The sequence below is a fragment of the Mycolicibacterium palauense genome, assembly GCF_002592005.1.
GTDB lineage: Bacteria > Actinomycetota > Actinomycetes > Mycobacteriales > Mycobacteriaceae > Mycobacterium > Mycobacterium palauense.
Window position 1 is genome coordinate 1 of record NZ_NVQF01000069.1, and the last position, 26,364, is coordinate 26,364.

Consider the following 26,364-nt stretch of genomic DNA (forward strand, 5'->3'; position numbering starts at 1 on the left):
GGGGCGGGGGAGTGGGATGCTCACCCCGGCCGGGTGGTCGCTCGGGCGCGGCGTTGGCCTTCGAGCGACGAGCTAGTGGGCGTTGGCCGTCCCGTATCCGACGGTGACGATGACCTTCGACTTCTCCGACACCACGCACATCGCCATGTCGCCGACGTGCTTGCGGGTGCCGGACGGGTGGTTCGGCCGGCCTGGGCGGTTGAGCGCTTCGCGTATCCAATCGATTTCTATGCGGCGAGACACCAGCCGTGCGGCCGCATGGCAGCTCAGGCGCCAGCCGTCGATCGCCGGCAGCTCGCAATCAGAGCGGGCGATCTTGGACTCCAGTCGTCGGGTACGGCGATCCACCGACGCGGCGGTCTCGGCCATTACCAGCCGCGCTCTCGCATGACTCTGTTCACGGCCAGCTCGCCCACGGGGTCGAGGTAGGCGCATGCGCGGGCGAGGTCAGCGTCGCCGTGGATGGTTCGTCGCTGCGCGTCGGTGAGGTTCGCGGCGTCGGCCAGAAACTGATGGAAGGTGGTTCCACTGCGCTTGGCGCGGGCCGCGAAGGTCCGCACGATCCTGTTCACCTTGCGCGGTGAGATCTCAACGCCGCTGTCGATGAGCGCCTTGTGGGCGGCACGGATCGCCAACTCGATGTGACTGCCGGCGCGGAAGGGGGTGGAACCGCCGGGGGGCTGCATGGTGGCCGTCTGGCCTGGCGGGCTCACGACGCGGCCGCCTTCGATCGGGGCGCGTATTCGTCGATCCACTGGTCGGCTTCGCTGAACCGGAGGGCGAAGACGCCGTCGAGGTCGGATTCCTGTCGCATGATCAGGCGGGCGTAGAAGGCGGTGAAGTCGTTGTTGAGACGGTGGTCGGGCGTTCCGCCCTCGGCTGCGATGTCCCAGCGGGCTCGCTCGTAGAGCGTTTTGATACCGAGCCTGCGCTGCCCGGTCCGGTTCACCCACTCGCGGGCGAGCCTCACCAGGGCGCGGTAGACGTGAGGATTGTCACGGTGGAACTGCTCGAAGCGTTCGGAGGTTGACCCGGTGAACACCAGCAGCATCTGGCGGCGCTGCTTGTTGGCCGTCTTGCGGCGGCGCGAGCCCGGCCGGGACCGCGTCCTGCCCCGCGGGCTCGGGGTAGTCATGCGCCGACCTCGGCGGGCTCGCTCACCAGATCTGAGATGCTGATCTCGAGGAATTCGGCGGTGCTGCGGAGCTCGGAGATCCGCCACGCGACCTTTCCCGTCATGCGTCGATGAATCGCCGGCTGGGAGAGGTGGAGGTGGGTGGCGAGTGCGCCCTGCGTCCGTTGGCGGCGAGCCAGCTCGGCGCGGATGATGTCGTTCACCACGCTTTCGCCTAGCGCCTTGGAATTTCTCACAGGGAAAGTTTTAGGCGACGGCTATGTCGTATGCAAGCACCAACGCTCGGTGTGTTCTGCGTTTGAGGGAAAATCTATAGCTGTGAGCTTGTGTTTATTCGCTAGGCGATTATGATATTCCCCATGAACACAGTCATCCAGCTTCACCCATCTGGCGGCTCATACCGCAGTGAAGTCGCTGCGAGACTCAGGCAGGGGATCGCGGCGCGGAACCTCAAGAAGCAAGACATCGCCGACTGGATCGGGATGAACCAGGCGTCGTTCTCCAAGAGGGTCAACGCGCGCCTGCCGATCAACGTCGACGAGGCCGATGTCATCTGCGCGGTGATAGGCATGAACCGGGCGTGGCTCATGACAGGCGAGGGGCCGATGCTCGACCCCGACTGGAGGTGCCCCCACCAGGGCTCGAACCTGGGACCTGCGGATTAAAAGTCCGTAGCTCTACCAACTGAGCTATAGGGGCGCGAGGGAACAGAATACCGATCCGGTGACGCGCCCGGAAACGAGGCCGGTGCCTGGTCGGTGCGCGAGGTGGTATCGCATGCGCCAGCACTGTCGCCGGACGTGGGGCGGCCCGCTGCGGCCGGCCGGCAAGGCATGTCGGGCTCTGGAAAGTGATAGCGCATGCGATGTCACCGTCTGCGGCCGAGCTTCGCGACCGCCCCGGAGAAGCTCGTTTGAGGATTTGGCCTGCTGTGCCCTAAGCTATCGAGGCTCCCAACGGAAACGTTGTGAGTACCCCGGAGAGATTCGGCTCTGGCCCCCTTCGTCTAGCGGCCTAGGACGCCGCCCTTTCAAGGCGGTAGCGCGGGTTCGAATCCCGTAGGGGGTACGCAACGCGGAAGTCGCGGAGCACAGCAGGACAAGCAAGGCCCTGTGGCGCAGTTGGTTAGCGCGCCGCCCTGTCACGGCGGAGGTCGCGGGTTCGAGTCCCGTCAGGGTCGCCATCACGGCGAGGCACATGCGGTGTTTGACAGTCCTTGTTCGACATGTGCGTGCCTTCCGGCCAGGTAGCTCAGTTGGTACGAGCGTCCGCCTGAAAAGCGGAAGGTCGCCGGTTCGATCCCGGCCCTGGCCACCACGAATGCGGCGTCTCCGGACGCCGGCCCGCACGGGCCACCCCTCCCCAGGAACGTCACTGCCGGCGGGCGTAGCGTGGTTTCACGTCATGAACTTCCGGACCGCAATCCCGCTACGCCTGGCCGCTACCGTGCTCGCTGCCATCGCCCCGCTCGCCGCGTGCGCGCCGGACTCCTCCCGCGGCGGCGAGGCCGCCCGGACCGAGGCCGGCAACGTCATCGTCAACGACAAGTCCGTGCAGGACCTGCTACAGGCGCTGCGCGAGCAGGGGCTGGCGGTCCCCAACCCCCGCGACGTGACCGACAGCGCCTGTGCGGACATCGGCTGCGTGACCGAGATCGACACCGACACGGTGGACATCCTGAAGTTCCCCAGCACCGGCAAGGCGGAGATCTACGCCGGGCAGCATCATGACGTGTTCCTGGTGACCGACACCGTCGTGCGCTTCGACCCCGATACCCCCGAGGCCGAACGCGATGCCTACCGCCAGGCGGTCAAGCAGGCCATCCAATAGGACCGGCGACTACTCCCCGGCGGCGGCCTTCTCCGCGGCCGCGTCGGCGAACTCGCAGAACGCCTCGTAGGCGCGCGCCCCGTACACAGTGGCCGGGCCGCCGTCCATCAGGAACGCCACGCCGATCGCTTCGGCGGCCTCCTGCTTGGTGGCCCCGGCGCGCACCGCGGCGCGCCCGTGCGAGGCGATGCACCCGTCGCACCCGTGCACGACCCCGACCACCATCGCCATCAGTTCCTTGACCTTGGACTCGAGAGCCCCGGGCGCGGTGGCGGCCTTACTCATCTCGGCGAAACCCTGGTAGACCTCGGGAATCATCTGCCGGAGCGCACGCGACTGGGTGCCGAGTTCGCGGAGGATTTCGTGGTTGTGCGCCTGCTCGCTCATGCCTCCATCGTATGCCCCAGCGGGTATTTCGCAGCGGGGGCACCCGGTGAGTGAGGTTTGGCGGGACGTGATTTCGGAAACAGGAGGGGCCACACCACTCATCAATCGATGAAGCAAACCACGAAGGATGTGCAATGAAGCGCCCGACGACGTCCTTGTCCATGTTCTTGTCCACGTTCTTCGCCGCGACCGTCGCCGGTGCGGCATTGCTCAGCGGATGTTCGGACGTCACCAACCAGGGCGGAGACACCGAATGCCAGGAGTTCACCTCCGCCGAGGAGCAGAAGCAGGACGAGGCGATCCAGAAGATGCTCAAGGACCAGAAGGGCACCGACCCGACCAACCTGGAGATCACCGCCACCAAGGTGTCGGTGCAGGCCTACTGCCGCACCGCCGGCAAACCGGACAGCAAGATCAGCGAGGCCCCGCGCGCCTGACGCTCACCGCGGCGGGTCCTCGAAGTCCGGGTCGGCCACGGTCAGCACGGCCTCCGCGATCAGCGGGGTGTCCTCCAGCCTGCGCTCCAGGATCCGCAGCCGGTGGCCCACGTGCGCCTCGGTGTCGTCGCCGACCAGATCCACGCTGGCCACCAGGAACAGCTGTTTGGGGCCGATGAACTCCAGGCGCAGATAGCGGACCTTCTCGACGTCGGGCAGTTCGGCCAGGCGGGTCCGGGCGGCCGTGTAGAGCTGTGACGACGCGGGCTCCCCGGTGAGGAACCGGCGGTTGCGGTCGATGAGCACCACCGCGACGACCGCCAACAGGCACCCGACCAGGATCGAGCCGACGGCGTCCCAGGCCGCGTTGCCGGTGAGCTGGTGCAGACCGATACCCGCCGCCGCGATCACCAGTCCGACCAGGGCGGCGGAATCCTCGGCGAAGACCGCCCGGGTGGTCGGGTCCGACGTGGCCAGCGCATGTTCGAGCAGGTCCCGGTCGTAGCGCTGGGCCTCGCGCCGCAGTTGACGGGTGGCCTGCACCAGCGACGTGCCCTCGAACACGAACGCCACCGCCAGCACGATGTAGGCGATCAGGTAGTCCTCGTGCCCGGTCGGTGCGCGCACCAGTTCGGTGATGCCGTGCCAGACGGACACCGCCGCGCCGACGACGAACAGGCCGACGGCCGCCAGCAGCGACCACACGTAGGCTTCGCGGCCGTAGCCCAGCGGGTGGCTGCTGTCGGCGGCCCGTGAGCTGCGCCGCCTGGCGACCATCAGAAAGACCTGATTGCCGGTGTCGGCCCAGGAATGTGTCGACTCGGCCACCATCGACGCCGATCCCGAGATGACCGCCGCGACGGTTTTCACCGTGGCCACAACGGCGTTGGCGGCGAAGGCGATGACGACGGTGCGTGTGCTCTCGCCGCCGGACGCGTCGACTGCGGTGGCTGCCGCGGCTCGGGTCATTCCTCCATTCTGGGGCCGGCCCAACCGTCGACGCGTAGTGCACTACGCGTGAGTCGCGCACCGGCTCGCCCCGAGGATCGATACGTCCGGGTCCGTGGTGGGTGGGGGAGGGCGGAATGGCAAGCATCGGCACCGATCGGCTGTTGGTCCGCATCGACCCGCGACCCGACGACAGCTGGCTGGTCACCGTCGTCTACATCGCCCGTTTCTGCCAGGCCGATATCGGCTCCCGCTACGACGACCGCATCGACGTCGACGAGGCCGACGCGCCGGGCTTCCGACTGCACCTTCACCCCGCCGCCGTGCCGTTCACCGCGACCCAGGCCACCGTCCTGCGTAAGAAACGGATCGTGGTGCGCGGCAGCGATCTCGGTGATCCCGACACCGGGATCGACGAGGACCTGGACACGGGCCCAGAAACAGGCCCGGATGCGGGCCGTGATGCGAGCTCTGCCGACCACGCCCGTCTGTGGATCCGACTGCGCCGCAACGAGGGCCGGGCGGCCGAATGGCAGGAGGTCCACGCCAGGCCGATCGTGATCGCGCTGCCGCGCCGAGGAGGCGGGCCGGCTCAGTCGCGGCGCCGCTGAAGCTGCTGGTACCAGTCCGGGGGCACCTGGCCGCGGGGCCCGGGCGCGGGTTGATCCACCGGATGGGACTGTGGCGGCGCCAGCGCCGGCCCGTCGTAGTAGTCATCGGTGCGGTAGTCCCAGAACCAGTCCTCGCCGGGTTCGAAGGATCGGATGACCGGGTGGCCGGTCGTCCTCCAGTGCGCCGTGGCATGACGCATCAGCGAGTCGTCGCAACACCCCACATGCCCGCACGCCGCGCAGCGGCGCAGATGAACCCACCAGCCCCCGGAGGATTCGCATTCCGCGCAGCCCGCCCCGCTCGGCGGAACCGCGGGGTCGACGTCGGGGCTCATGGTCTCCGACCCTACTGCTGAAACGCCAAACGCGTCCCCCGGACCCGCGCGCTCGCTATCGTTCCGGCCATGGCAGTCAGTGATTCCCGAGAAGTGGTCATCGAAGCGTCCCCGCAGGAGATCCTCGACGTCATCGCCGACGTCGAGTCCACTCCGAGCTGGTCTCCGCAGTACCAGAGCGCCGAGATCCTGGACAGCTACGACGACGGCCGCCCGCGTCAGGTCAAGATGAAGGTCAAGGCCGCGGGCCTGTCCGACGAGCAGGTCATCGAATACACGTGGGCCGACGATCATGTGAGCTGGACGCTGGTCAGCAGCGGGCAGCTCAAGGCCCAGGACGCCAAGTACTCGCTGACGCCCGACGGGGACAAGACCCGGGTGAAGTTCGACATGGCCATCGACCTGGCCGTGCCCCTGCCGGGATTCGTACTCAAACGCGCGATGAAGGGCGGCATGGAGACGGCCACCGACGGGCTGCGCAAGCAGGTCGTCAAGGTCAAGAAGGGGTGACCGCCCGGGCGGTCACCGGTCGCCCGCCCCCGGCGGTTCAGGGTGCGGCGCCGCCCCGTCCGCGCAGCGTCTGCAGCCGTCGGATGGCCTCGGTCATCGTGTCGTCGCGTTTGCAGAACGCGAAACGCACCAGGTGATTCCATGCCGCGTAGTGCGGACCGTGCGGATCGCAGAACGCCGACAGGGGAATGGCCGCCACGCCGATCGTGGTCGGTAGTTCCGCGCAGAAGGCGGTGCTGTCGGCGAAGCCCAGAGGCCGCGGGTCGGCGCACAGGAAGTAGGTGCCGTGGCTGTCGTGCACGGCGAATCCCACGTCGGCCAGCGCCGCGGACAACCGGTCGCGTTTGGCCGCCAGCGACTCCCGCAGGCCGGCCACCCAGTCGTCCTGGGTGTTGAGCGCCTCGGCGACCGCAGGCTGGAACGGTGCCCCGCCGACATAGGTCAGGTACTGCTTGGCTGCGCGCACGCCGGCGATCAGATTCGCTGGACCGCATGCCCATCCGATCTTCCAGCCGGTGCAGTTGAACATCTTGGCCGCGCTGGAGATCGTCACCGTCCGTTCACGCATCCCCGGGTAGCCGGCCAGCGGGAGGTGCCGGCGCGGCTGCGGTGAGGCAAAGACCAGGTGTTCGTACACCTCATCGGTGATCACCAGGAGGTCGTTGTCGACCGCGACCGCCGCGATGGCCGATAACTCCGCCTCCTGCAACACCATTCCGGTCGGATTGTGCGGCGAATTGACGATCAGTGCGCGGGTCCGGGGGCCCACCGCGCGGCGGAGCGCGTCCACATCGAGGGCGAACCCGGTGCCGTCGGGCACGATGGGCGCCGTCACCCGGTGGCAGCCGGCCATCGCCAGCACCGGGGAGTAGGAGTCGTAGAACGGTTCGATGAGCACCACCTCGGACCCGGGCTCGACGAGTCCGAGCACCGCGGCCGCGATGGCCTCGGTCGCGCCGACGGTCACTAGCACCTCGGTGTCGGGGTCGTAGTCCATGCCGTAGTGGCGTGCGCGCTGGGCGGCGATCGCCTCCCGTAACGGTGCGATGCCCAGCCCGGGCGGGTACTGGTTCACCCCGTCGGCGATCGCCTTCTCCGCGGCCACCAGCATCTGCGGCGGCCCGTCCTCGTCGGGAAATCCCTGACCGAGGTTGACCGCGCCGACCCGCGCCGCCAGTGCCGACATTTCGGCGAAGATGGTGACCGCATAGGGCTGCAGCCGAGAGACCGTCATGGGCTCCGAGCCTAGACATGCAGCCTAGACATCCAGCCCCCAACGGGAGTGGCGTGGCGCAGGGCGGCCGGGACGCCGGGAACGGGCCTGGGAATGAACCCCGCCGCAAACGCGCTGATTGCGGCGTGACGTTTCGACTCGATGCCAACGCGGCACTGCTGACCCCCGTCCAGATCGGCGACACCCTCGCCGCCAATCGGATCTTCATGGCCCCGTTGACGCGCTCACGCGCCGAAGCCGACGGCACACCGTCGGAGCTCGCCGTCCACTACTACGCGCAGCGGGCCGGCGCCGGCCTGATCGTCTCCGAGGCCACCGCCGTGTCGGCCCAGGCCAACGGCGCCTACGTCAACACCCCCGGCCTCTACACCGACACCCACCAGCGTGCCTGGGCCGGCATCGCCGACGCCGTCCACGACCGCGGCGGACGGATGTTCGTCCAGTTGTGGCACGTCGGCCGCATGGCCCATCCCGACATCGGCGGCAGCGAGCCGGTGGCGCCGTCGGCGGTGCCCGCGCAGCTGATCGCCCGCACGCCCGCGGGCAAGAAGCCGTTGCCGGTCCCGCGGGCCCTGGACACCGGAGAGATTCCCGGTGTCGTCGAGAGCTTCGCGCGCGCCGCCCGGCGCGCCGTGGACGCCGGCATGGACGGTGTCGAGATCCACGCCGCCAACGGCTACCTGCTGCACCAGTTCCTCGCCGACGACGTCAACCGTCGCGCCGACGCCTACGGGGGCAGCCCCGAGAACCGGGCGCGCCTGGCCGCGGAGGTGATCGAAGCGGTGGTCGCCGAGATCGGCGCGGGCCGGGTCGGCGTGCGCCTCTCACCCGGAAACTCCGCCGGCGACATCCACGAGGACGACACGGTGGCGGCCTACGAGGCGCTGCTGCACCGGATCGCCCCGCTGGGCATCGCCTACCTGCACCTCCTGATCGACCCCGACTCGGCGGACTTCGCGGCCCTGCGCGGGCTCTGGCAGGGCACGGTGGTGCTCAACGCCGGGCGCGGCGTCGGGACGGACTTCTGCCGGATGGAGGCGCTGGCCGACTGGGGTGTCATCGGCGCGGTCGCCGCGGGCCGGTCGTTTCTGGCCAACCCCGACCTGGTCGCGCGGCTGGTGGCCGGGGCCGAACTCAACGAGCCCGACGTGGCGACCTTCTACACGCCCGGACCGGTCGGCTACACCGACTATCCGACCCTCGACCAGCTCAGCCGGGCCGAGCCGGCCTGACTCTCCACTGTTCGGCGACGCCGGGCACCCAATGTGGGTGCCCGGCGTTTCGCGTGGTGAGCAGGGCAGAGACGCTGAGCACACACCCAACCAAGCGGTTGGGGGAGCCTGCTAGGCTCGCGAATCGAGGACGAACGTCCACGCGGGTTCCGGCCGTGCCGGCCCGCGCCGCCAACCTGAACAGGACCTGGAGACACCGACATGTCCGAAGCCTTCATCTACGAGGCGCTGCGCACCCCGCGGGGCAAGCAGCGCAACGGCTCCCTGAACGAAATCAAGCCCGTCAACCTCGTCGTCGGTCTCATCGAGGAGATGCGCTCGCGCTTCCCCGACCTCGACGAGACCCTGATCAGCGACGTCATCCTCGGCTGCGTGTCGCCCATCGGTGACCAGGGCGCTGACATCGCCCGCACCGCCGCCCTGCTGGCCAAACTGCCCGAGACCACCGGCGGTTTCCAGCTCAACCGGTTCTGCGCCTCGGGCCTGGAGGCGGTCAACCTGGCCGCCCAGAAGGTGCGCTCGGGCTGGGATGACCTCGTCTACGCCGGCGGCGTGGAATCGATGAGCCGGGTGCCGATGGGTTCCGACGGCGGCGCGTGGGCCATTGACCCGGAGACCAACTACACCCTGGGCTTCGTTCCGCAGGGCATCGGCGCCGACCTGATCGCGACAATGGAGGGCTTCTCCCGCGAGGACGTCGACGCCTACGCGCTGCGGTCCCAGGAGAAGGCCGCCGCGGCCTGGTCCGGCGGTTACTTCGCCAAGTCCGTGGTGCCCGTCAAGGACCAGAACGGTCTGGTGGTCCTCGACCACGACGAGCACATGCGTCCCGACACCACCAAGGAAGGTCTGGCCAAGCTGAAGCCGGCATTCGAGGGCGTCGGCGCGATGGGCGGCTTCGATGACGTGGCGCTGCAGAAGTACCACTGGGTGGAGAAGATCAACCACGTCCACACCGGCGGCAACAGCTCGGGCATCGTCGACGGCGCCGGGCTCGTGCTCGTCGGGTCCGAGGCGGCCGGCAAGTCGCAGGGCCTGACCCCGCGTGCGCGCGTCGTGGCCACCGCGACCAGCGGCGCCGACCCGATCATCATGCTGACCGGCCCGACCCCGGCCACCAGGAAGGTCCTCGACCGCGCCGGTCTGACCGTCGACGACATCGACCTGTTCGAACTCAACGAGGCGTTCGCCTCGGTGGTGCTGAAGTTCCAGAAGGACCTCAACATCCCCGACGAGAAGCTCAACGTCAACGGTGGCGCCATTGCGATGGGCCACCCGCTGGGCGCCACCGGCGCCATGATCACCGGAACCATGGTCGACGAGCTGGAGCGGCGCAACGCGCGGCGCGCGCTGATCACGCTGTGCATCGGCGGCGGCATGGGTGTCGCGACCATCATCGAGCGGGTCTGAGAGTAGAGGGACGAAAGCCATGGCAGAGAACACGATTCAGTGGGACAAGGATGCCGACGGCATCGTCACGCTGACGCTGGACGACCCGACCGGTTCGGCCAACGTGATGAACGAGCACTACAAGGAATCCATGCACAAGGCCGTCGAACGTCTTGTCGCCGAGAAGGATTCGATCACCGGTGTGGTGATCGCCAGCGCCAAGAAGACCTTCTTCGCCGGCGGTGACCTCAAGGGCATGATGAAGATCGGTCCCGACGACGCCGCGGCGGCGTTCGCCGAGGTGGAGTTCATCAAGGCCGACCTGCGCGCGCTCGAGACGCTGGGCAAGCCCGTCGTCGCGGCGATCAACGGCGCCGCGCTCGGCGGCGGCCTGGAGATCGCGCTGGCCTGTCACCACCGCATCGCCTCCGATACCAAGGGCGTGGTCCTCGGGCTGCCCGAGGTCACGCTGGGGCTGCTCCCCGGCGGCGGCGGCGTCGCGCGCACCGTCCGGATGTTCGGCATCCAGAAGGCGTTCATGGAGGTGCTGTCCCAGGGCACCCGGTTCAAGCCGGGCAAGGCCAAGGAGGTCGGCCTGGTCGACGAATTGGTCGGCAGCGTCGAGGAACTGATCCCGGCGGCGAAGGCCTGGATCAAGGCGAATCCGGAGGCGCACACCCAGCCGTGGGATCAGAAGGGCTACAAGATGCCCGGCGGCACGCCCGCCAGCCCCGCGTTGGCCGGGGTGCTGCCCTCCTTCCCGGCCCTGCTGAAAAAGCAGCTCAAGGGTGCGCCGATGCCCGCGCCGCGGGCCATCCTCGACGCGGCCGTCGAGGGTTCGCAGGTGGACTTCGACACCGCCAGCCGCATCGAGAGCCGCTACTTCACGTCGCTGGTGACCGGACAGACCGCCAAGAACATGATCCAGGCGTTCTTCCTGGACCTGCAGACCATCAACGGTGGCGGGTCGCGTCCCGACGGCATCGGCAAGACCCCGATCACCAAGGTGGGTGTGCTCGGTGCCGGGATGATGGGCGCCGGAATCGCCTACGTCTCGGCCAAGGCCGGCTTCGAGGTCGTGCTCAAGGACGTCAGCGCCGAAGCTGCCGAGAAGGGCAAGGGCTACTCGGAGAAGCTGGAGGCCAAGGCGCTCCAGCGGGGCAGGACCACCGAGGAGAAGAGCAAGGCGCTGCTGGATCGGATCACCCCGACCGCCGACCCCGCCGACCTGAAGGGCGTCGACTTCGTCATCGAGGCGGTGTTCGAGAACCAGGATCTCAAGCACAAGGTCTTCCAGGAGATCGAGGACGTCGTCGAGCCCAACGCGGTGCTCGGGTCGAACACCTCCACGCTGCCGATCACCGGGCTGGCCACCGGCGTCAAGCGCCAGGAGGACTTCATCGGGATCCACTTCTTCTCGCCGGTGGACAAGATGCCGCTGGTGGAGATCATCAAGGGCGAGAAGACCTCGGATGAGGCCCTGGCCCGCGTCTTCGACTACACGCTGGCCATCGGCAAGACGCCGATCGTGGTCAACGACAGCCGCGGCTTCTTCACCTCCCGGGTGATCGGCACGTTCGTCAACGAGGCGTTGGCGATGCTGGGCGAGGGTGTCGCACCGGCCAGCATCGAGCAGGCCGGCTCGCAGGCGGGCTACCCGGCGCCGCCGCTGCAGCTCTCCGACGAACTCAACCTGGAGCTGATGCACAAGATCGCCGCCGCGACCCGCAAGGGTGTCGAGGACGCCGGCGGCAGCTACGAGCCGCACCCGGCGGAGGCCGTCGTCGAGAAGATGATCGAGATCGGCCGGCCTTCGCGGCTGTCGGGTGCCGGGTTCTACGAGTACGTCGACGGCAAGCGCGTCGGTCTGTGGCAGGGGCTGGCCGACACGTTCAACTCCGGCAGCGCCGATATGCCGCTGCAGGACATGATCGACCGGATGCTCTTCGCCGAGGCGCTGGAAACCCAGAAGTGCCTCGACGAGGGTGTGCTGACGTCGACGGCCGACGCCAACATCGGTTCCATCATGGGCATCGGCTTCCCGCCCTACACCGGTGGCTCGGCTCAGTTCATCGTGGGCTACCAGGGTGCGGGGGGCATCGGCAAGGAAGCCTTCGTCGCCCGGGCCAAGGAGCTGGCCGCCAAGTACGGCGAGCGGTTCCTGCCGCCGGAGTCGTTGCTCACCTAAACGGCCGCAGATCGCCCCCGAAACCGTGATGTTTCGGGGGCGTTTGCGTCTCCGAGTCGTCTATCTGAGCTCGACTCGACAGGAGGTCTGGGAATGGCTGACTCCACTCTCATTCCGCTCGACGTGCTCATGGGTGACCGCGAGCGGGCCGGAGCGCAGATCTCACCGGCCGCGGCATCGAGGGCTATCTGTGGGCGCACGACAACCGCCACCTGATGTATGTGCGCGACAAGGAACGCGCCGACCTGCCCGCGGTACTGGCGGTTCATGGCGGGCCGTGGACGCGCGACGCCTGGGGCTTGGACACCGAGGCGCAGTGGCTCGCCAACCGTGGCTATGTCTGTGTGCAGGTGAACTTCCGGGGGTCCAGTGGGTACGGCAAGGAGTTCCTCAACGCGGGTGACCGCGAGTGGGGCGCCAAGATGCACGACGACCTGCTCCGACGCCGTCGATCACCTGGTGTCTCAGGGCCTGGTGGATCGTGAACGCGTCGCGATATACGGCGGGTACGCCGCGCTGGTGGGTGCGGCGTTCACGCCCGGCGCGTTCCGATGCGCGATCTCGATGGTCGGCCCGTCGAACCTGAACACGCTCATCGAGTCGTTTCCGGAGTACTGGAAGCCGATGATCGCGATGTGGCACAAACGCGTCGGCGAGGACAGTGACTTCCTGTGGTCACGTTCGCCGTTGTCGCGGGTCGACGACATCAGCATCCCGGTCCTGATTGCCCAGGGCGAGAACGATCCACGCGTCAAACGGACCGAGTCCGAGCAGATCGTCGCCGCCATGGTCGCGCGCGGGATCGAGCACGAGTACGTGATGTACGAGGACGAGGGCCACGGTCTGACCAAGCCCGAGAACCGCCTCGACTTCTACCACCGCGCCGACCGCTTTCTGGCCAGACATCTCGGCGGTCGGTCCGAGTGACCTCATGCGGTGAGGACCAGCCGTGTGGAGGGCAAATTTCTGAACCGCATGACCTCCTGGTCGAGACGGCGGACGTCTGTGGGACGGCGGACGCGGCCGGCGCCGCGCCGGCCACCGCGTTGAAACGGTGTTTCCGCTCACTCGCTTCTTCTCGGTTGCGACGCGGATTCCGCCCATTCGAGTTATCGAGTTGCGGGCCGTCTCCCCTCCGGATGTCGCGCCGGGCTTGCGAACCGCCTCTCGGTTCTTTCGGCTCTCGGGTGAAGAGCGCGAGTCCCATCGCGCGCGCGGGTCGGGAGCGGAGCCGACGCAGAACCGGGTTCGCGAGAATCTTTCCACAGCGAAAATTAGCCGCCTAAACACGCTGATCACGCCTGATGCCAGGCTTTGCCGTACTACTGCGCGGTAGCGGGTTTGCCAGATATTTGCACAATCAAGAATCTGTCCGAACCGGGTGATCGACATCACGTCGGTGTTCTAGGCTGACCGAGGCTGAGCGTGTACTGAGGAACACCTGTGCATTATCAGCAATCAACGGTCAGTAGTGCTAAGTAGTCGGGGAGAGCGCGATGACGCTGGGTCTGCGTGTGCGCCGAGAGGGCGGTCGCCACCGTTCGCTTACTCTCCTGCCGCCCTTCCGCTAGGGCGCACCGTACAGATATTCGGTGGGGGGACCGCAGGAAGAGCAAACGGAGGCCATCCTATGTGTGCAAGTCCCGCTCGCCATCGAGTGAAGCGCATCGACCGTTCGGGCGTGGGGCCCGGGTTCTGGGCGGCGCGGGATCTCCTTGAGCAGGCTGGGGCGAGCGGCTCGGCCAGGCACGCCCGCAAGGAGACCTCCAAGTACGCCATCCACATCGGACGCGTTGGCGCCCTGGCGGTCTCGCTGGGTGTCGGCCTGGCAGTGGCCCACAGCGAGGGCGTGGCCTACGCCGACGCCGATTCGGACTCGGGGAGCGGGTCGGCCTCGTCGGCGTCCTCGGGCGCCGGTGGTGGAGTGTCGAGTTCCTCCTCCTCGTCCTCCGTTTCGGCGGGACCGAAGAAGACGTCCACGGACGCCGATACGGATCCGGCGGAACGGACGTCATCGTCGGACGATGACACCCGGGCCACATCCGATTCGGACTCCGATTCGGACTCGTCAGCGGAATCGGATTCGGAATCGGAGTCGTCGGGCGGATCCTCGGATGACGCGCGCGACGACGAGGCGCTGGACAGTTCCGATCCGGACACCGCCTCGGACACCACCGATGATGTCGACGGGTCATCGCAGTCCGAGGACGAGGGGCAAACCGGCGACGGCGCCGATGCCGGGGACTCCGGTGACCCGGTGGAGGAGACGGTGTCCGCCGAGCCGGAGCCTGATGTCGACGAATCCGCCGGCGACGGATCGTCGGCGGATACGCCGGAGCCCGCTGCCCGGCCGGCCGGCGCCTCCGATACCAAGCCGATCGCCGACGAGGCAGAGCCGGCTCACGAGGAGGTGGATACCGGCGCGGAGGCCGGTGCATCTCTCTCGGCGGCCGACGAGGCCGCGACGATCGACGAGAGTCTGGACGACGAGGAATCCACCGTCGTGGCGGTGGCCGCGACCGAGGTCGTGGTCCGTACCGAGACCCTCTCCCTCAGGACGGCGGCTCCCGCAGCCACCGTGGCCACCGCACCCGTCGAGCCGGCGTCGAGCACCGAGGCCGTGGACGTCGTGGCCGGCCTGGTCTCGAACGTCGTCTCGCCCTTCGTGGATCCGAATGCGCCCGCCGACGCGCCGTGGTTCGATGCGCTGCTTGCGTGGGCCCGCCGCCAGATCAACCACACCCTGTTCAACCGCACCCCGATCTCGGGCCCCATCGTGGCCGAACAGATCGTCACCGGCCAGGTGGTTTTCGATCTCAACGCGTCCGATCCCAATGGTGATCCGCTGACGTACGAGATCGTCCAACCGGAGAATGGCTTCGTCATCCGTGACCTGCTGTCCGGGAAGTTCATCTACACCCCGAACACGGTCGTCACCGGCGACCCCCTGACGGACAGCTTCCAGGTGGTCATCCGAGACGATTCCGAACATCTGACCGGGGCGCTCGGCTCCATCCAGAGCGTGCTGCACGTCGTCGCGCGCGTACTGGGTCTCGCTCAGCCCGACAACCTCACCGTCACCATTCCCGTCACCGTCGATCCCATCGTGCAGCTGCCACCGACCGTCATCACGGTCGGCGCACCGGTGTACACGTTGGGTGATGATCCGGTGGCGTTGGTGTCGTCGGTGGATATCGCGGATTTGGATTCGGAGTACTTGTCGGGGGCGAAGATCAGGATTTCGCTGCTGGCCCAGGACGGCGATGTGCTGGGGTACGTTGCCCCGGACGGCAATCCGGTGACGGCGTCGTGGGATGTGGACTCCAAGACGCTGACTCTGTCGGGGGATGCGACGATTGCTCAGTATGAGCAGGCGATTGAGGCGGTGACCTTCGCTGCCAGCGGTGGCGCGTTGATTGTGCGGACGGTGTCGGTGTCGGTGACCGACGATCAGGGTGTGGACAGCCTGGTACCGGGTCTGGTTCTTGCCAATGTCGCGGCGCCGATCTTGCCGCCGACGGTGATCACCGTGGGTACCCCGATTTACACGTTGGGTGATGATCCGGTGGCGTTGGTGTCGTCGGTGGATATCGCGGATTTGGATTCGGAGTACTTGTCGGGGGCGAAGATCAAGATTTCGCTGCTGGCCCAGGACGGCGATGTGCTGGGGTACGTTGCCCCCGAGGGCAATCCGGTGACGGCGTCGTGGGATGTGGACTCCAAGACGCTGACTCTGTCGGGGGATGCGACGATTGCTCAGTATGAGCAGGCGATTGAGGCGGTGACCTTCGCTGCCAGCGGTGGCGCGTTGATTGTGCGGACGGTGTCGGTGTCGGTGACCGACGATCAGGGTGTGGACAGTCTGCTTCCGGGTGCGGCGACGGTGTTGGTGGTGGCGCCGATCTTGCCGCCGACGGTGATCACCGTGGGGGCGTCAACGTACACGTTGGGTGATGATCCGGGGTCTGTGTTGTCGTCGGTGGTTATTGAGGATTTGGATTCGGATTCGTTGTCGGGGGCGACGGTCAGGATTGTGACGTTGGGTCAGTCCGGCGATGTGTTGGGGTACGTTGCCCCCGAGGGCAATCCGGTGACGGCGTCGTGGGATGCGGATTCCATGACGTTGACGTTGTCGGGGGACGCGACGATTGCGCAGTATGAGCAGGCGCTCAAGGCGGTGACGTTCTCGGCGACCGAGGGTGTCGCCGTTCTTCGTGGCCTGGCGGTCTCGGTCACCGACGATCAGGGTGTGGGCAGTCTGCTTCCGGGTGCGGCGACGGTGTTGGTGGTGGCGCCGATTTTGCCGCCGTCGGTGATCACGGTGGGGGCGTCGACGTACACGTTGGGTGATGATCCGGGGTCTGTGTTGTCGTCGGTGGTTATTGAGGATTTGGATTCGGATTCGTTGTCGGGGGCGACGGTCAGGATTGTGACGTTGGGTCAGTCCGGTGATGTGTTGGGTTATACGGCGCCGCAGGATAATCCGGTGACGGCGTCGTGGGATGCGGATTCCATGACGTTGACGTTGTCGGGGGACGCGACCATCGCCCAGTATGAGCAGGCGCTCAAGGCGGTGACGTTCTCGGCCACCGAGGGTGTCGCCCTTCTTCGTGGCCTGGCGGTCTCGGTCACCGACGATCAGGGTGTGGGCAGTCTGCTTCCGGGTGCGGCGACGGTGTTGGTGGTGGCGCCGATTCTGCCGCCCTCGGTCATCACGGTGGGGGCTCCGACCTACACGTTGGGTGAGGATCCGGTGGCGTTGGTGTCGTCGGTGAACATCGCGGATTTGGACTCGGATTCTCTGTCCGGGGCGACGATCACGATCTCGCTGCTGGCCCAGGATGGCGATGTGCTGGGTTATGCGGCGTCGCAGGACAACCCGGTGACGGCGTCGTGGGATGCGGACTCCAAGACGTTGACGTTGTCGGGGGACGCGACCATCGCGCAGTATGAGCAGGCGATTGAGGCGGTGACCTTCGCCGCCAGCGGTGGCGCGTTGATCGTGCGGACGATCTCGGTGTCGGTGACCGACGATCAGGGTGTGGACAGCCTGGCACCGGGTCTGGTTCTTGCCAACGTCGCGGCGCCGATCCTGCCGCCGACGGTCATCACGGTGGGTGCCTCGACCTACACGCTCGGTGGCGATCCGGTGACGTTGTTGTCGTCGGTGAACATCGAGGATCTCGATTCGGATTCGTTGTCGGGGGCGACGGTCAGGATTGTGACGTTGGGTCAGTCCGGCGATGTGTTGGGTTATACGGCGCCGCAGGATAATCCGGTGACGGCGTCGTGGGATGCGGACTCCATGACGTTGACGTTGTCGGGGGACGCGACCATCGCCCAGTATGAGCAGGCGCTCAAGGCGGTGACGTTCTCGGCCACCCAGGGTGTCGCCTTCATCCGCGGCCTGACGATCTCGGTGACCGACGACCAGGGCGTGGGCAGTCTCCTTCCCGGGGCGGCGACAGTCACCGTGGTCAATCCGCTCCCGCCGTCGGTGATCACCGCGGGTGCCTCGACCTACACGCTCGGTGGCGATCCGGTGACGTTGTTGTCGTCGGTGAACATCGAGGATCTGGACTCGGATTCGTTGTCGGGGGCGACGGTCAGGATTGTGACGTTGGGTCAGTCCGGTGATGTGCTGGGTTATACGGCGCCGCAGGATAATCCGGTGACGGCCTCGTGGGATGCGGACTCCATGACGTTGACGTTGTCCGGGGACGCGACCATCGCCCAGTATGAGCAGGCGCTCAAGGCGGTGACCTTCTCGGCCACCCAGGGCGTCGCCCTCATCCGCGGCCTGACGATCTCGGTCACCGACGACACCGGGACGGGCAGCCTTCTACCGGGAGTGGCCACGGCCGGTGTCAGGAACCCCCTGCCACCGTTGGTGACGCCGCTGGGGTGGTCGTCCTACACCCTCGGGGACTCGTCGGTGAAGCTGCTCACCTCGGCCACGATCGCCGACGCGGACTCGGACTACATGTCCGGGGCCACGGTCAAGATCACCAACGGCAAGTCCGGGGACGAGCTGTTCTACTCCGCGCCGTCGAACAACCCCGTGGTGGGCAGCTACGATCCTGCGACGAAGACGCTGACGTTGTCGGGGGTGGCCACCAAGGCGCAATACGAGGCTGCGCTGGAGGTCATCAGGTTCTCCGCCACCGAGGGGAGTTTCTTTGGATCGGCGACGCGGAACATCTCGATCGTCGTCACCGACGACACCCAGGTCGACAGTCTGCCGGGCGTGGGGCTGGTGACCGTGTGGGGATTCATCTAGACCCGCGCGGGGAGCCGGGTCCGGTCGCCGGCCGATGAGTTTCGGTCGCCGCACCGGTCTGCCCCGGTTGTGAGTATTGACCGGATCCGGGAGATCCTCGACGAGCAGGTGGCCGTCGGACGGATCCCCGGTTATACGTGCGCGGTGCGGGTCGGAAGAACCGGCGCCATCCTCGCCGGGGGCCGTGCCGCCTTCGAGGCCGCCGCGGCGCCCATGACCGAGGACACGCTGTTCCGAATCGCGTCTCTGTCGAAACTGCTGTGCGCAGCGTTGACGCTCGCGTTGGCCGAGGACGGCGTGCTCGGCCTCGATGAGCCGGTGGCCCGGTGGCTACCGGAGCTGGCCTCTCCCCGGGTGCTGCGCAGGGCCGACGGACCGTTGGACGACACTGTGCCCGCCGAAACGCCCATCACCGTGCGGCACCTGCTGACGTGCACCGCGGGGTGGGGTGCTGTCATGCAGCCGACCCCGCTGCAGCGGGCCACCCTCGATCGCGAGCTGTACCCGGGAGCGCTCCCTCCGCAGATGACCGGCGACGAGTTCGTCGAGCGCCTCGCCCGACTACCGCTGGCGTTCCAGCCGGGCTGCGGGTGGCTCTACGACACCCCGCTGAAGGTGCTCAGTGTGCTCCTGGCGCGTGCCTCCTCGATGTCGACGGCGGAACTTCTCGCCGAACGGATCACCGGACCTCTGGGCATGTCCGACACCCGGTTCTGGTCCGCGGACACCGACCGGCTGGCGACCGCCTACCAGCCCGCCGGGGATGGCGAACTCGGCGTTCTCGACCCGCCCGATGGCCGGTGGAGTGCTCCGGTGCCGTTCGAGGACCTCGCCGGCGGGCTGCTGTCGACGGCGCCCGACCTGCTGCGGTTTCTCGACGCCATGGCGGCCGGCGGGTCGCCCGTGCTGAGCGAAGACGCCGTCCGACTCCTGAGCACCGATCAATTGAGTCATGACCTGCGGCGCCATACCGGGCCCATCCTGGCCGACGGCGAATCCTGGGGTCTGGGCTGTGCCGTCGACGTGGAGCGACGGCAACCGTGGATGGCGCCCGGACGCTGGGGATGGAGTGGAGGTACCGGCACGACCGCCCACGTGGACCCGGCGCGTGATCGACTGGGCGTGCTGCTGACCCAACGCGCGATGACCTCCCCGAACGACGGTCTCGAGCACTTCTGGCTGGCCGTCGCGCGAGCCTGACCGCCCCCTTTCGGTCGATCCGCGGCCGCGATTGGGCACAATGAACACGTGCCTGAATGCTTTACCGAAAAGCTTGCGGCAAGCCTGGCGGGCTACGGCGACCGCCCCTGCCTGGAGTTCGACGGGCGGTGGCTGAGCGGAGACGAGTTCACCGCCTACGGTCGCGCGGCGACCGATTTGCTGTCCCGGGCGGGCCTCGGCGGCGACGACCCGGTCGGTTTGGTGGTGCGCAACCGGCCCGCCCACGCCTCGGTGATCACCGGCCTGTTGGCCGCGGGGCGACGCGTATCGATGATCTATTCGTTCCAGTCCCCCCGGGCCATCGCCCGCGACATCGAGGCGTTGCGCCTCCCGGCGATCATCGCCGACGAACAGGACTGGTCGGCGCCCGTCCAAGATGCGGTCGCACGGGCCGGCGCCGCCGGGCTCACCCTCGGCGCCGACGTCGCCACGGTCGACGGACTGGGACGCGCGCGCCACCGTGGCCGGTCCGAACCCGTGGGGCTGGACGTGCTGACCAGCGGCACCACCGGCCCGCCGAAACGACGCGCGATTCCGGCGGCGGTCCTGGAGCGCACCGTCTACAGCGTCACCGGCGGACAGGCCGGTCCCGAGGATCCGCCCGAACTGATGTACTGGCCACTCGGCGGCATCGGCGGTGTGTGTCAGTTGATCACCGGTGCCTTCGTCGGCAAGCCGATGGTGCTGTTGGAGAAGTTCAGCGTGGAGGGGTGGGTCCGCGCGGTCAGGAATCACCGCATCCGGCGGTCGGGCGTGCAACCGGCCGCCCTGCGGATGCTCGTCGACGCCGATCTCGACCCCGCCGACACGGCATCGCTGGAGTACGTGATGTGCGCCGCGGGCCCGGTCGATCCGCACACCCGTGACGAATTCGAGGGAAAGTACGGCGTCCCGGTGCTTTTGGCCTACGGCGCCACGGAATTCGCGGGTTCGGTGTGCACCTGGACACCCGCTCTGTACCGGGAGTACGGCGCGACGAAACGGCTCAGCTCCGGTCGTGTCCTGCCGGATACGCAGGTGCGCATCGTCGGCGCCGACGGCGGTGCGGAAGTTCCCACCGGCGAACAGGGGCTCCTGGAGGCACGCATCCCGGCGATCTCCGAGGAGTGGATCCGCACCACCGACATCGCGTCGATCGACGCGGACGGTTTCATCACGCTGCACGGCCGCGCCGACGGCGCGATCAACCGCGGGGGGTTCAAGATCCTGCCCGAAACCGTCCGGCAGGTGCTCATCACCCACCCGGCGGTACGCGATGCCTGCGTCGTGGGAGTTCCCGATCACCGCCTCGGCGAGGTCCCCTTCGCGGCCGCCGAACTGCGCCCCGGTTCCACGGTCTCGGAGGGCGAACTGAAAGACCTTGTCCGGCAGTCACTGCCGGCACACCACGTGCCGGTGGCAATCGCCACTCTCACCGAGCTGCCCCGCAACAGTGCGCTGAAGGTCAGCCTTCCGGCCGTCGCCGATCTCTACAGGGCACCCAGGTCGGCCGAATACCAGCGCTGAGGTTGCAGGTGGATCGCCACCTGCTCACCCAGCTCGCGGCGGGCGAACTCCAGGTACCGCTCGGCGGAGTCCCCCTGAAGATAGCGCCGGGTGATCTCCTCCAGCTGGGCGTCGGTCCCCGGCTCGATGCTGCTGACCGCGCCGTCGACGCTGACGTACCGCACCGTCGGCGCCGTGCGTTCCACCATCAGAGTGAAGAAGCCGGTCGCCTCGATGAGGCGTGCCTTGTGCGAACCGGGACCGGTGAGGATCCAGGGCTGGCCGCCGGGGGTGTAGTGATACCAGATCGGCACCGTCAACGGTCCGCGGGTGTCACCGGCGTAGACCGACAGCGCCGCGATGTGCGGTTCGGCGAGAAACTGTTCACGTTCGTCCTGGGAGAGGGCCATGACGCCAGGCTAGGACCGCGGGCTGACAAGGATCAGCCAATTCTCCCGGGGGCCGGATAGGTGGGCACGCGGATATTGTCATGCATCCGCACATGCCGGGCTGATCGACACCGTGCTCGCCTGGCGGGATCGCCTGGGCAGGATCGTCTTCGGTGGGCTTCAGGACTGCTGCCTGCAGTTTCCCGATGCGCCGCGCGCCGCGTTGCGTAACGCCGCCGTCGAGGGTGCGCTGGCGGCGCTGGGGGCCTGAGCCGCCCTCGTTCCTCGGCCGCGTTGTCGCCAAGCGCCTCACCGGAGTCGTCGTCGCGACTGTGTTGATTGGTCGGACTCCTGCTCCAATTCGTGCCTCATCGGAGTCGCCGTCGCGACTAAGGTCTACGGCATGCGCTTCGGACTGTTCATCCCGCAGGGCTGGCGTCTCGACCTCGTCGGCATCGAACCCGCTCGGCAATGGGAGGTCATGAGCGCTCTCGCGACTTATGCCGACCGGTCCGAGGCCTGGGACTCCCTGTGGGTGTACGACCACTTCCACACGGTGCCGGTGCCCACCGACGAGGCCACCCACGAGGCGTGGTCGCTGATGGCGGCCTACGCGGCGTCCACGTCGCGGATCAAGCTGGGTCAGATGTGCACGGCGATGAGCTACCGCAATCCGGTCTATCTGGCCAAGGTCGCCGCCACCGTGGACATTATCTCCGGCGGGCGCACCCAAATGGGTATCGGAGCCGGATGGTACGAACACGAGTGGCGTGCCTACGGTTACGGATTTCCCTCCGCGGGCGTGCGGCTCGGCCGGCTCGACGAGGGTGTGCAGATCATGCGTGACGCCTGGCGCGACGGGCGCGTCAGCTTCGCCGGCAAGCACTACCAGGTCGACGGCGCCATCGTCGCGCCCACGCCGCTGCAGGAAGGCGGCATCCCGCTGTGGATCGCCGGCGGAGGCGAGAAGGTGACGCTGCGTATCGCCGCCCGCTACGCGCAGTACACGAACTTCACCTCGGAGCCCGACGGGTTCAAGCACAAGTCGCAAGTGCTGGCCGATCACTGTCGCGACGTGGGAACCGACTACGGCCAGATCGTGCGCTCGGCCAACTTCAACGTGGTCATCGGCGACTCCGACTCCGACGTCAAGCAGCGCATCGAGCGGATCCGCGTCCAGCAGGCGGCCAAGGCCGACGCCGGCGCGGTGGACGCGATGCTGACGATGCTGACCGCCCCGGAGGCCACCACCGGCACCATCGAGCAGGTCGCGGCCAAGCTGGCTCGCATGCGGGAGCTCGGCTGCGAGTACGCCATCCTGTACTTCCCCGAGGCGGCCTACGACCGCTCGGGTATCGAGGCGTTTGAGCGCGAAGTGATCCCCGCACTGGGCTGAGCCGTGCAGTGCCGACGGGCCCCGAGGGGCGATCCCGGCCAATGTGAGAATGGCCTTTCCGCTTTCGTGCAACGCTGTTGTACGATTCGGCAAACGGGTTCTCGCTGGCGGTGAAGAAAGGACGGCGGCATGCAGAAAGCACTCGCACCGGAGATCTCGACCTGGCCCGATGAGAGTCCGCAGCTCATCGGCAGCACCTGCGGCAAGTGCGGGGCCACGGTCTTCCCGGTCCAGGATCACTGCCCCAAGTGCAGTGCTGCCGAGATGTCCGAAACCCTGCTGCCGCGACGCGGCACCCTCGTCGCCTGGACGACGCAGGGCTTCCCGCCCGGCGCGCCCTACGCCGGCCCCACCGGCAAGGATTTCGTGCCGTTCGGTGTGGGGCTCGTCCAGCTCGATGACCTGATCCGCGTCGAGGGCCGGCTCACCGAGAACGACCCGGCGAAGCTGGAATTCGGTCAGGAGGTCGAGCTGACCATGATTCCGTTCACCACCGACGCCGACGGCAACGAGATCGTCACGTTCGCCTTCCAGCCGGTCTAGAGAGGTTCCCACCATGACCAACGATGTCGCGATCATCGGCGTCGGACTGCACCCGTTCGGCCGTTTCGACAAGCCCGCCGTCCAGATGGGCGCGGAGGCCATCCGGCTCGCCCTGGCCGACGCCGGGGTGGAGTGGAAGGACGTCCAGTTCGGCTTCGGTGGCAGCTACGAGGTCTCCAACCCCGACTCGGTGACCCGCCTCGTCGGTCTCACCGGCATCACCTTCACCAACGTGTTCAACGCCTGTGCCACCTCGGCGAGTGCCATTCAGCAGACCGCCGACACCATCCGGCTCGGCAAGTACGACATCGGCGTCGCGGTGGGTCTGGACAAGCACCCGCGCGGTGCCTTCACCGACGACCCGGCCAAGCTGGCGCTGCCGCAGTGGTACGCCCAGAACGGGCAGTTCGTCACCACCAAGTTCTTCGGCATGAAGGCCAACAAGTACCTCCACGACCACAACATCAGCCAGGCCACCCTGGCCCGTGTCGCCAACAAGAACTTCCGCAACGGCGCCCTGAACCCGAACGCTTTCCGGCGCAAGGCGATCTCCGTCGACGAGATTCTCAATTCGACGGTGCTCAACTACCCGTTGACGCAGTACATGTTCTGCGCACCGGACGAGGGTGCCGCCGCGGTGATCATGTGCCGCGCCGACATCGCGCACAAGTACACCGACAAGCCGATCTACGTGCGCGCCAGCGAGATCCGCACCCGAACCTTCGGTGCCTACGAGGTGCATGCCACCTCGGCGCCGCTGGACGAGGACCCCTCGCCGACGGTCTACGCCGCCAGGGCCGCCTACGAGGCCGCCGGAATCGGCCCCGAGGACGTCGACGTCGCGCAGTTGCAGGACACCGACGCCGGCGCCGAGGTCATCCACATGGCAGAGACCGGCCTGTGCGCCGACGGTGAGCAGGAGAAGCTGCTGGCCGACGGCGCCACCGAGATCCACGGGTCCATCCCGGTCAACACCGACGGCGGCCTGATCGCCAACGGGGAACCGATCGGTGCCTCGGGCCTGCGGCAGATGCACGAACTGGTCCGTCAGTTGCGCGGCGAGGCCGGCGAGCGCCAGGTGCCCGGGCAGCCCCGGGTCGGGCTGGCGCAGGTCTACGGCGCGCCCGGCACCGCCTCGGCGACCATCCTGTCGGTCTAGCCCGCCCCCTCCTCGCACGTCGCCGAACGTCCACTTACGGCACGCGGATCCGCCGATCGCGTGCAGTAAGTGGACGTTGGCGTGCCTGGACCTCCGGTGATGAGGCAGGATGCCATGATCAATCGTCCGGACTGACAGGCACGAGGGCACATGAGCATCGCCGACGCCAACCTGGTTGACGGGGTTCCCCGCAGCCGCATCGTGGTGGCCTCGATGGTGGGTACCACCATCGAGTTCTTCGACTTCTACATCTACGCGACGGCGGCGGTCTCGGTGTTCCCGCACCTGTTCTTCCCCAAGGGCAACTCCACCGCCGCCCTGCTCGCCTCGCTGGCCACCTTCGGGCTGGCGTTCGTCGCCCGCCCACTGGGGTCCGTGCTGTTCGGGCACTTCGGTGACCGGGTGGGCCGCAAGGCGACGCTGGTGGGCTCGCTGCTCACGATGGGGATCGCGACGTTCGCCATCGGGCTGCTGCCCACCTACGCCCAGATCGGCGTGCTGGCGCCCACGCTGCTGGCGGTGATGCGCTTCGCCCAGGGCCTGGCGCTGGGCGGGGAGTGGAGCGGTGCGGCGCTGCTGGCCACCGAAACCGCCAAACCCGGCAAGCGGGCGTGGGCGGCGATGTGGCCGCAGCTGGGCGCCCCGCTGGGATTCCTCCTGGCGAACGGGCTGTTTCTCACCCTGATCCTGACGCTGGGTTTCAGCAACATCGACCCCGACCCCAACGGACCGTTTCTGACCTGGGCCTGGCGGGTGCCCTTCCTGCTCAGCGCGATCATGGTCGCCATCGGCCTCTACGTGCGGCTGCGGCTCGTGGAAACCCCGGTGTTCGCCCGCGCCATCGAGCGCGGGGAGCGGGTCAGGGCGCCGTTGGCGCAGGTGTTCCGCAGCAGCTGGCGTCAGCTGATCATCGGCACGTTCGTCATGCTCGCCACCTACACGCTGTTCTACATCGTGACGACGTGGGCGTTGAGCTACGGCACCAGTAAACGACCGCCCGACGGCAGGGGCCTGGGATTCGGCTACGTCGATTTCCTTCAGCTGCAGCTGATCGCCGTGCTGTTCTTCGCGGCCACGCTGCCGCTGGCGGGCATCCTGGCCGACCGCTTCGGACGCCGGCGCACCCTGCTGGTGGTCACCGCCGCGATCGTGGTCTACGGCGCATGCTTCGGGCTGCTGCTGGGCTTCGGCGACGCCACCAAGGGCACCACACTGCTGTTCCTGGTGATCGGGATGACGTTGATGGGGCTCACGTTCGGCCCGATGAGCGCCGTGCTGCCCGAGTTGTTCCCCACCAACGTCCGCTACACGGGTTCGGGAATCTCCTACAACGTCTCCAGCATCCTCGGTGCCGCGGTGGCCCCGTTCATCGCCACCTGGCTGGCCACCAGCTACGGCGTCGCCTGGGTGGGGGTGTACCTGATGTCGGCCGCGGCGCTGACCTTCCTCGCCCTGCTCGCGATGCGCGAGACCAAGAACACCTCGCTGGACACGTCGCTGGACACCTCAGGTGAAGTCGCCGATCACCTCGGCGACCCCATCCACCCCGGCTAGCGGCCCCGCCGGCCCGTCACGCCCCACGCCTCGGGCATCGATTCGGTACTCAGTGCGAAGAATCACCCGGGGAATCGCTCTCAGTACCGGATCAATGGCTG

25 protein-coding genes, 4 tRNA genes and 1 pseudogene are annotated in these 26,364 nt (G+C 67.6%); 20 read left to right on the forward strand and 10 right to left on the reverse strand.

What is annotated here, in order from left to right; all coding sequences use genetic code 11:
• Nucleotides 1–72 precede the first annotated feature (72 nt).
• The 5 genes from CSR00_RS22225 to CSR00_RS22250 form a co-directional block, all read right to left on the reverse strand.
• Complete coding sequence (locus CSR00_RS22225; protein ID WP_099024598.1) at nt 73–369, reverse strand: hypothetical protein; 297 nt, start codon at nt 367–369, stop codon at nt 73–75.
• Entirely contained in the window at nt 369–713 is a 345-nt protein-coding gene (locus CSR00_RS22230) for a hypothetical protein (RefSeq protein ID WP_245906396.1), read from the reverse strand. Before CSR00_RS22230 ends, CSR00_RS22225 begins: the two co-directional genes overlap by 1 nt.
• Nucleotides 710–1,135, reverse strand: coding sequence for a hypothetical protein (locus CSR00_RS22235; RefSeq protein ID WP_218014527.1), 426 nt, complete (start codon nt 1,133–1,135; stop codon nt 710–712). The genes CSR00_RS22230 and CSR00_RS22235 overlap by 4 nt, the downstream gene beginning before the upstream one ends.
• On the reverse strand, nt 1,132–1,338 hold the full coding sequence (locus CSR00_RS22240) for a helix-turn-helix domain-containing protein (protein WP_218014528.1): 207 nt from the start codon (nt 1,336–1,338) through the stop codon (nt 1,132–1,134). Before CSR00_RS22240 ends, CSR00_RS22235 begins: the two co-directional genes overlap by 4 nt.
• Nucleotides 1,339–1,761: 423 nt before the next feature.
• Nucleotides 1,762–1,834 (reverse strand) — tRNA-Lys (locus tag CSR00_RS22250).
• A 296-nt stretch (nt 1,835–2,130) separates the two neighbouring features.
• On the opposite strand from CSR00_RS22250, the gene CSR00_RS22255 reads away from it, so the two are divergent.
• The 4 genes from CSR00_RS22255 to CSR00_RS22270 all read left to right on the forward strand — a co-directional run bounded on the left by CSR00_RS22255 (nt 2,131) and on the right by CSR00_RS22270 (nt 2,965).
• Nucleotides 2,131–2,203 (forward strand) — tRNA-Glu (locus CSR00_RS22255).
• Nucleotides 2,204–2,241: 38 nt separating this feature from the next.
• Nucleotides 2,242–2,318: transfer RNA gene (locus CSR00_RS22260), tRNA-Asp, on the forward strand.
• 57 nt (nt 2,319–2,375) lie between these two features.
• Nucleotides 2,376–2,452, forward strand: a tRNA-Phe gene (locus CSR00_RS22265).
• A gap of 87 nt (nt 2,453–2,539) precedes the next feature.
• Entirely contained in the window at nt 2,540–2,965 is a 426-nt protein-coding gene (locus CSR00_RS22270) for a hypothetical protein (RefSeq protein ID WP_099024603.1), read from the forward strand.
• 9 nt (nt 2,966–2,974) lie between these two features.
• On the opposite strand, the gene CSR00_RS22275 is transcribed toward CSR00_RS22270, so the two are convergent.
• Nucleotides 2,975–3,352 (reverse strand): carboxymuconolactone decarboxylase family protein, encoded by a 378-nt coding sequence (locus CSR00_RS22275; protein WP_099024604.1) that lies wholly within the window; start codon nt 3,350–3,352, stop codon nt 2,975–2,977.
• 134 nt (nt 3,353–3,486) lie between these two features.
• On the opposite strand from CSR00_RS22275, the gene CSR00_RS22280 reads away from it, so the two are divergent.
• Nucleotides 3,487–3,789: a hypothetical protein gene (locus tag CSR00_RS22280; RefSeq protein ID WP_407662501.1), complete on the forward strand. Its 303-nt coding sequence runs from the start codon at nt 3,487–3,489 to the stop codon at nt 3,787–3,789.
• A gap of 3 nt (nt 3,790–3,792) precedes the next feature.
• Here the strand turns inward: CSR00_RS22280 and CSR00_RS22285 are convergent, their stop codons facing one another.
• Nucleotides 3,793–4,758: a cation diffusion facilitator family transporter gene (locus CSR00_RS22285; RefSeq protein ID WP_099024605.1), complete on the reverse strand. Its 966-nt coding sequence runs from the start codon at nt 4,756–4,758 to the stop codon at nt 3,793–3,795.
• A gap of 116 nt (nt 4,759–4,874) precedes the next feature.
• On the opposite strand from CSR00_RS22285, the gene CSR00_RS22290 reads away from it, so the two are divergent.
• A complete protein-coding gene (locus CSR00_RS22290) occupies nt 4,875–5,348 on the forward strand; it encodes a hypothetical protein (protein ID WP_099024606.1) in 474 nt (157 codons plus the stop codon).
• Here CSR00_RS22290 and CSR00_RS22295 read toward each other — a convergent pair.
• Complete coding sequence (locus CSR00_RS22295) at nt 5,330–5,683, reverse strand: UBP-type zinc finger domain-containing protein (RefSeq protein ID WP_099024607.1); 354 nt, start codon at nt 5,681–5,683, stop codon at nt 5,330–5,332. The genes CSR00_RS22290 and CSR00_RS22295 overlap by 19 nt on opposite strands.
• A gap of 69 nt (nt 5,684–5,752) precedes the next feature.
• Here CSR00_RS22295 and CSR00_RS22300 point away from each other — a divergent pair, with 69 nt between their 5' ends.
• Entirely contained in the window at nt 5,753–6,193 is a 441-nt protein-coding gene (locus CSR00_RS22300) for an SRPBCC family protein (protein ID WP_099024608.1), read from the forward strand.
• Nucleotides 6,194–6,230: 37 nt separating this feature from the next.
• On the opposite strand, the gene CSR00_RS22305 is transcribed toward CSR00_RS22300, so the two are convergent.
• Nucleotides 6,231–7,427, reverse strand: a complete 1,197-nt coding sequence (locus CSR00_RS22305) for a pyridoxal phosphate-dependent aminotransferase (RefSeq protein ID WP_099024609.1) — start codon at nt 7,425–7,427, stop codon at nt 6,231–6,233.
• A gap of 125 nt (nt 7,428–7,552) precedes the next feature.
• On the opposite strand from CSR00_RS22305, the gene CSR00_RS22310 reads away from it, so the two are divergent.
• The 8 genes from CSR00_RS22310 to CSR00_RS22340 all read left to right on the forward strand — a co-directional run bounded on the left by CSR00_RS22310 (nt 7,553) and on the right by CSR00_RS22340 (nt 21,243).
• Nucleotides 7,553–8,659, forward strand: a complete 1,107-nt coding sequence (locus tag CSR00_RS22310; RefSeq protein ID WP_099024610.1) for an alkene reductase — start codon at nt 7,553–7,555, stop codon at nt 8,657–8,659.
• A gap of 201 nt (nt 8,660–8,860) precedes the next feature.
• Entirely contained in the window at nt 8,861–10,069 is a 1,209-nt protein-coding gene (locus tag CSR00_RS22315; protein ID WP_099024611.1) for an acetyl-CoA C-acetyltransferase, read from the forward strand.
• A 19-nt stretch (nt 10,070–10,088) separates the two neighbouring features.
• On the forward strand, nt 10,089–12,236 hold the full coding sequence (locus tag CSR00_RS22320) for a 3-hydroxyacyl-CoA dehydrogenase NAD-binding domain-containing protein (protein ID WP_099024612.1): 2,148 nt from the start codon (nt 10,089–10,091) through the stop codon (nt 12,234–12,236).
• A 215-nt stretch (nt 12,237–12,451) separates the two neighbouring features.
• The gene (locus CSR00_RS31595) at nt 12,452–12,721 is read left to right on the forward strand and encodes a prolyl oligopeptidase family serine peptidase (RefSeq protein ID WP_281259749.1); all 270 of its coding nucleotides are present in this window, start codon (nt 12,452–12,454) and stop codon (nt 12,719–12,721) included.
• The gene (locus CSR00_RS22325) at nt 12,696–13,163 is read left to right on the forward strand and encodes an alpha/beta hydrolase family protein (protein WP_281259750.1); all 468 of its coding nucleotides are present in this window, start codon (nt 12,696–12,698) and stop codon (nt 13,161–13,163) included. Before CSR00_RS31595 ends, CSR00_RS22325 begins: the two co-directional genes overlap by 26 nt.
• A gap of 754 nt (nt 13,164–13,917) precedes the next feature.
• Complete coding sequence (locus CSR00_RS30760; protein WP_176562194.1) at nt 13,918–18,516, forward strand: hypothetical protein; 4,599 nt, start codon at nt 13,918–13,920, stop codon at nt 18,514–18,516.
• 69 nt (nt 18,517–18,585) lie between these two features.
• Complete coding sequence (locus CSR00_RS22335; protein ID WP_245906398.1) at nt 18,586–19,716, forward strand: serine hydrolase domain-containing protein; 1,131 nt, start codon at nt 18,586–18,588, stop codon at nt 19,714–19,716.
• Nucleotides 19,717–19,764: 48 nt separating this feature from the next.
• Nucleotides 19,765–21,243 carry a class I adenylate-forming enzyme family protein gene (locus tag CSR00_RS22340; protein WP_099024613.1) on the forward strand — a complete coding sequence of 493 codons (1,479 nt, stop codon included), beginning with the start codon at nt 19,765–19,767 and terminating at the stop codon, nt 21,241–21,243.
• Here the strand turns inward: CSR00_RS22340 and CSR00_RS22345 are convergent.
• Nucleotides 21,207–21,632, reverse strand: coding sequence for a pyridoxamine 5'-phosphate oxidase family protein (locus CSR00_RS22345; RefSeq protein ID WP_099024614.1), 426 nt, complete (start codon nt 21,630–21,632; stop codon nt 21,207–21,209). The genes CSR00_RS22340 and CSR00_RS22345 overlap by 37 nt on opposite strands.
• Nucleotides 21,633–21,729: 97 nt before the next feature.
• Here CSR00_RS22345 and CSR00_RS22350 point away from each other — a divergent pair.
• The 5 genes and pseudogenes from CSR00_RS22350 to CSR00_RS22370 form a co-directional block, all read left to right on the forward strand.
• Nucleotides 21,730–21,882: pseudogene (locus tag CSR00_RS22350) on the forward strand (TetR/AcrR family transcriptional regulator); the annotation flags it as partial.
• Nucleotides 21,883–22,014: 132 nt separating this feature from the next.
• Nucleotides 22,015–23,007 (forward strand): LLM class F420-dependent oxidoreductase, encoded by a 993-nt coding sequence (locus CSR00_RS22355; RefSeq protein WP_099024615.1) that lies wholly within the window; start codon nt 22,015–22,017, stop codon nt 23,005–23,007.
• 129 nt (nt 23,008–23,136) lie between these two features.
• A complete protein-coding gene (locus CSR00_RS22360) occupies nt 23,137–23,550 on the forward strand; it encodes a Zn-ribbon domain-containing OB-fold protein (RefSeq protein WP_099024616.1) in 414 nt (137 codons plus the stop codon).
• Nucleotides 23,551–23,563: 13 nt separating this feature from the next.
• The gene (locus CSR00_RS22365) at nt 23,564–24,709 is read left to right on the forward strand and encodes a thiolase family protein (protein WP_099024617.1); all 1,146 of its coding nucleotides are present in this window, start codon (nt 23,564–23,566) and stop codon (nt 24,707–24,709) included.
• A 150-nt stretch (nt 24,710–24,859) separates the two neighbouring features.
• Nucleotides 24,860–26,263, forward strand: coding sequence for an MFS transporter (locus CSR00_RS22370; protein ID WP_099024618.1), 1,404 nt, complete (start codon nt 24,860–24,862; stop codon nt 26,261–26,263).
• Nucleotides 26,264–26,364 lie beyond the last annotated feature (101 nt).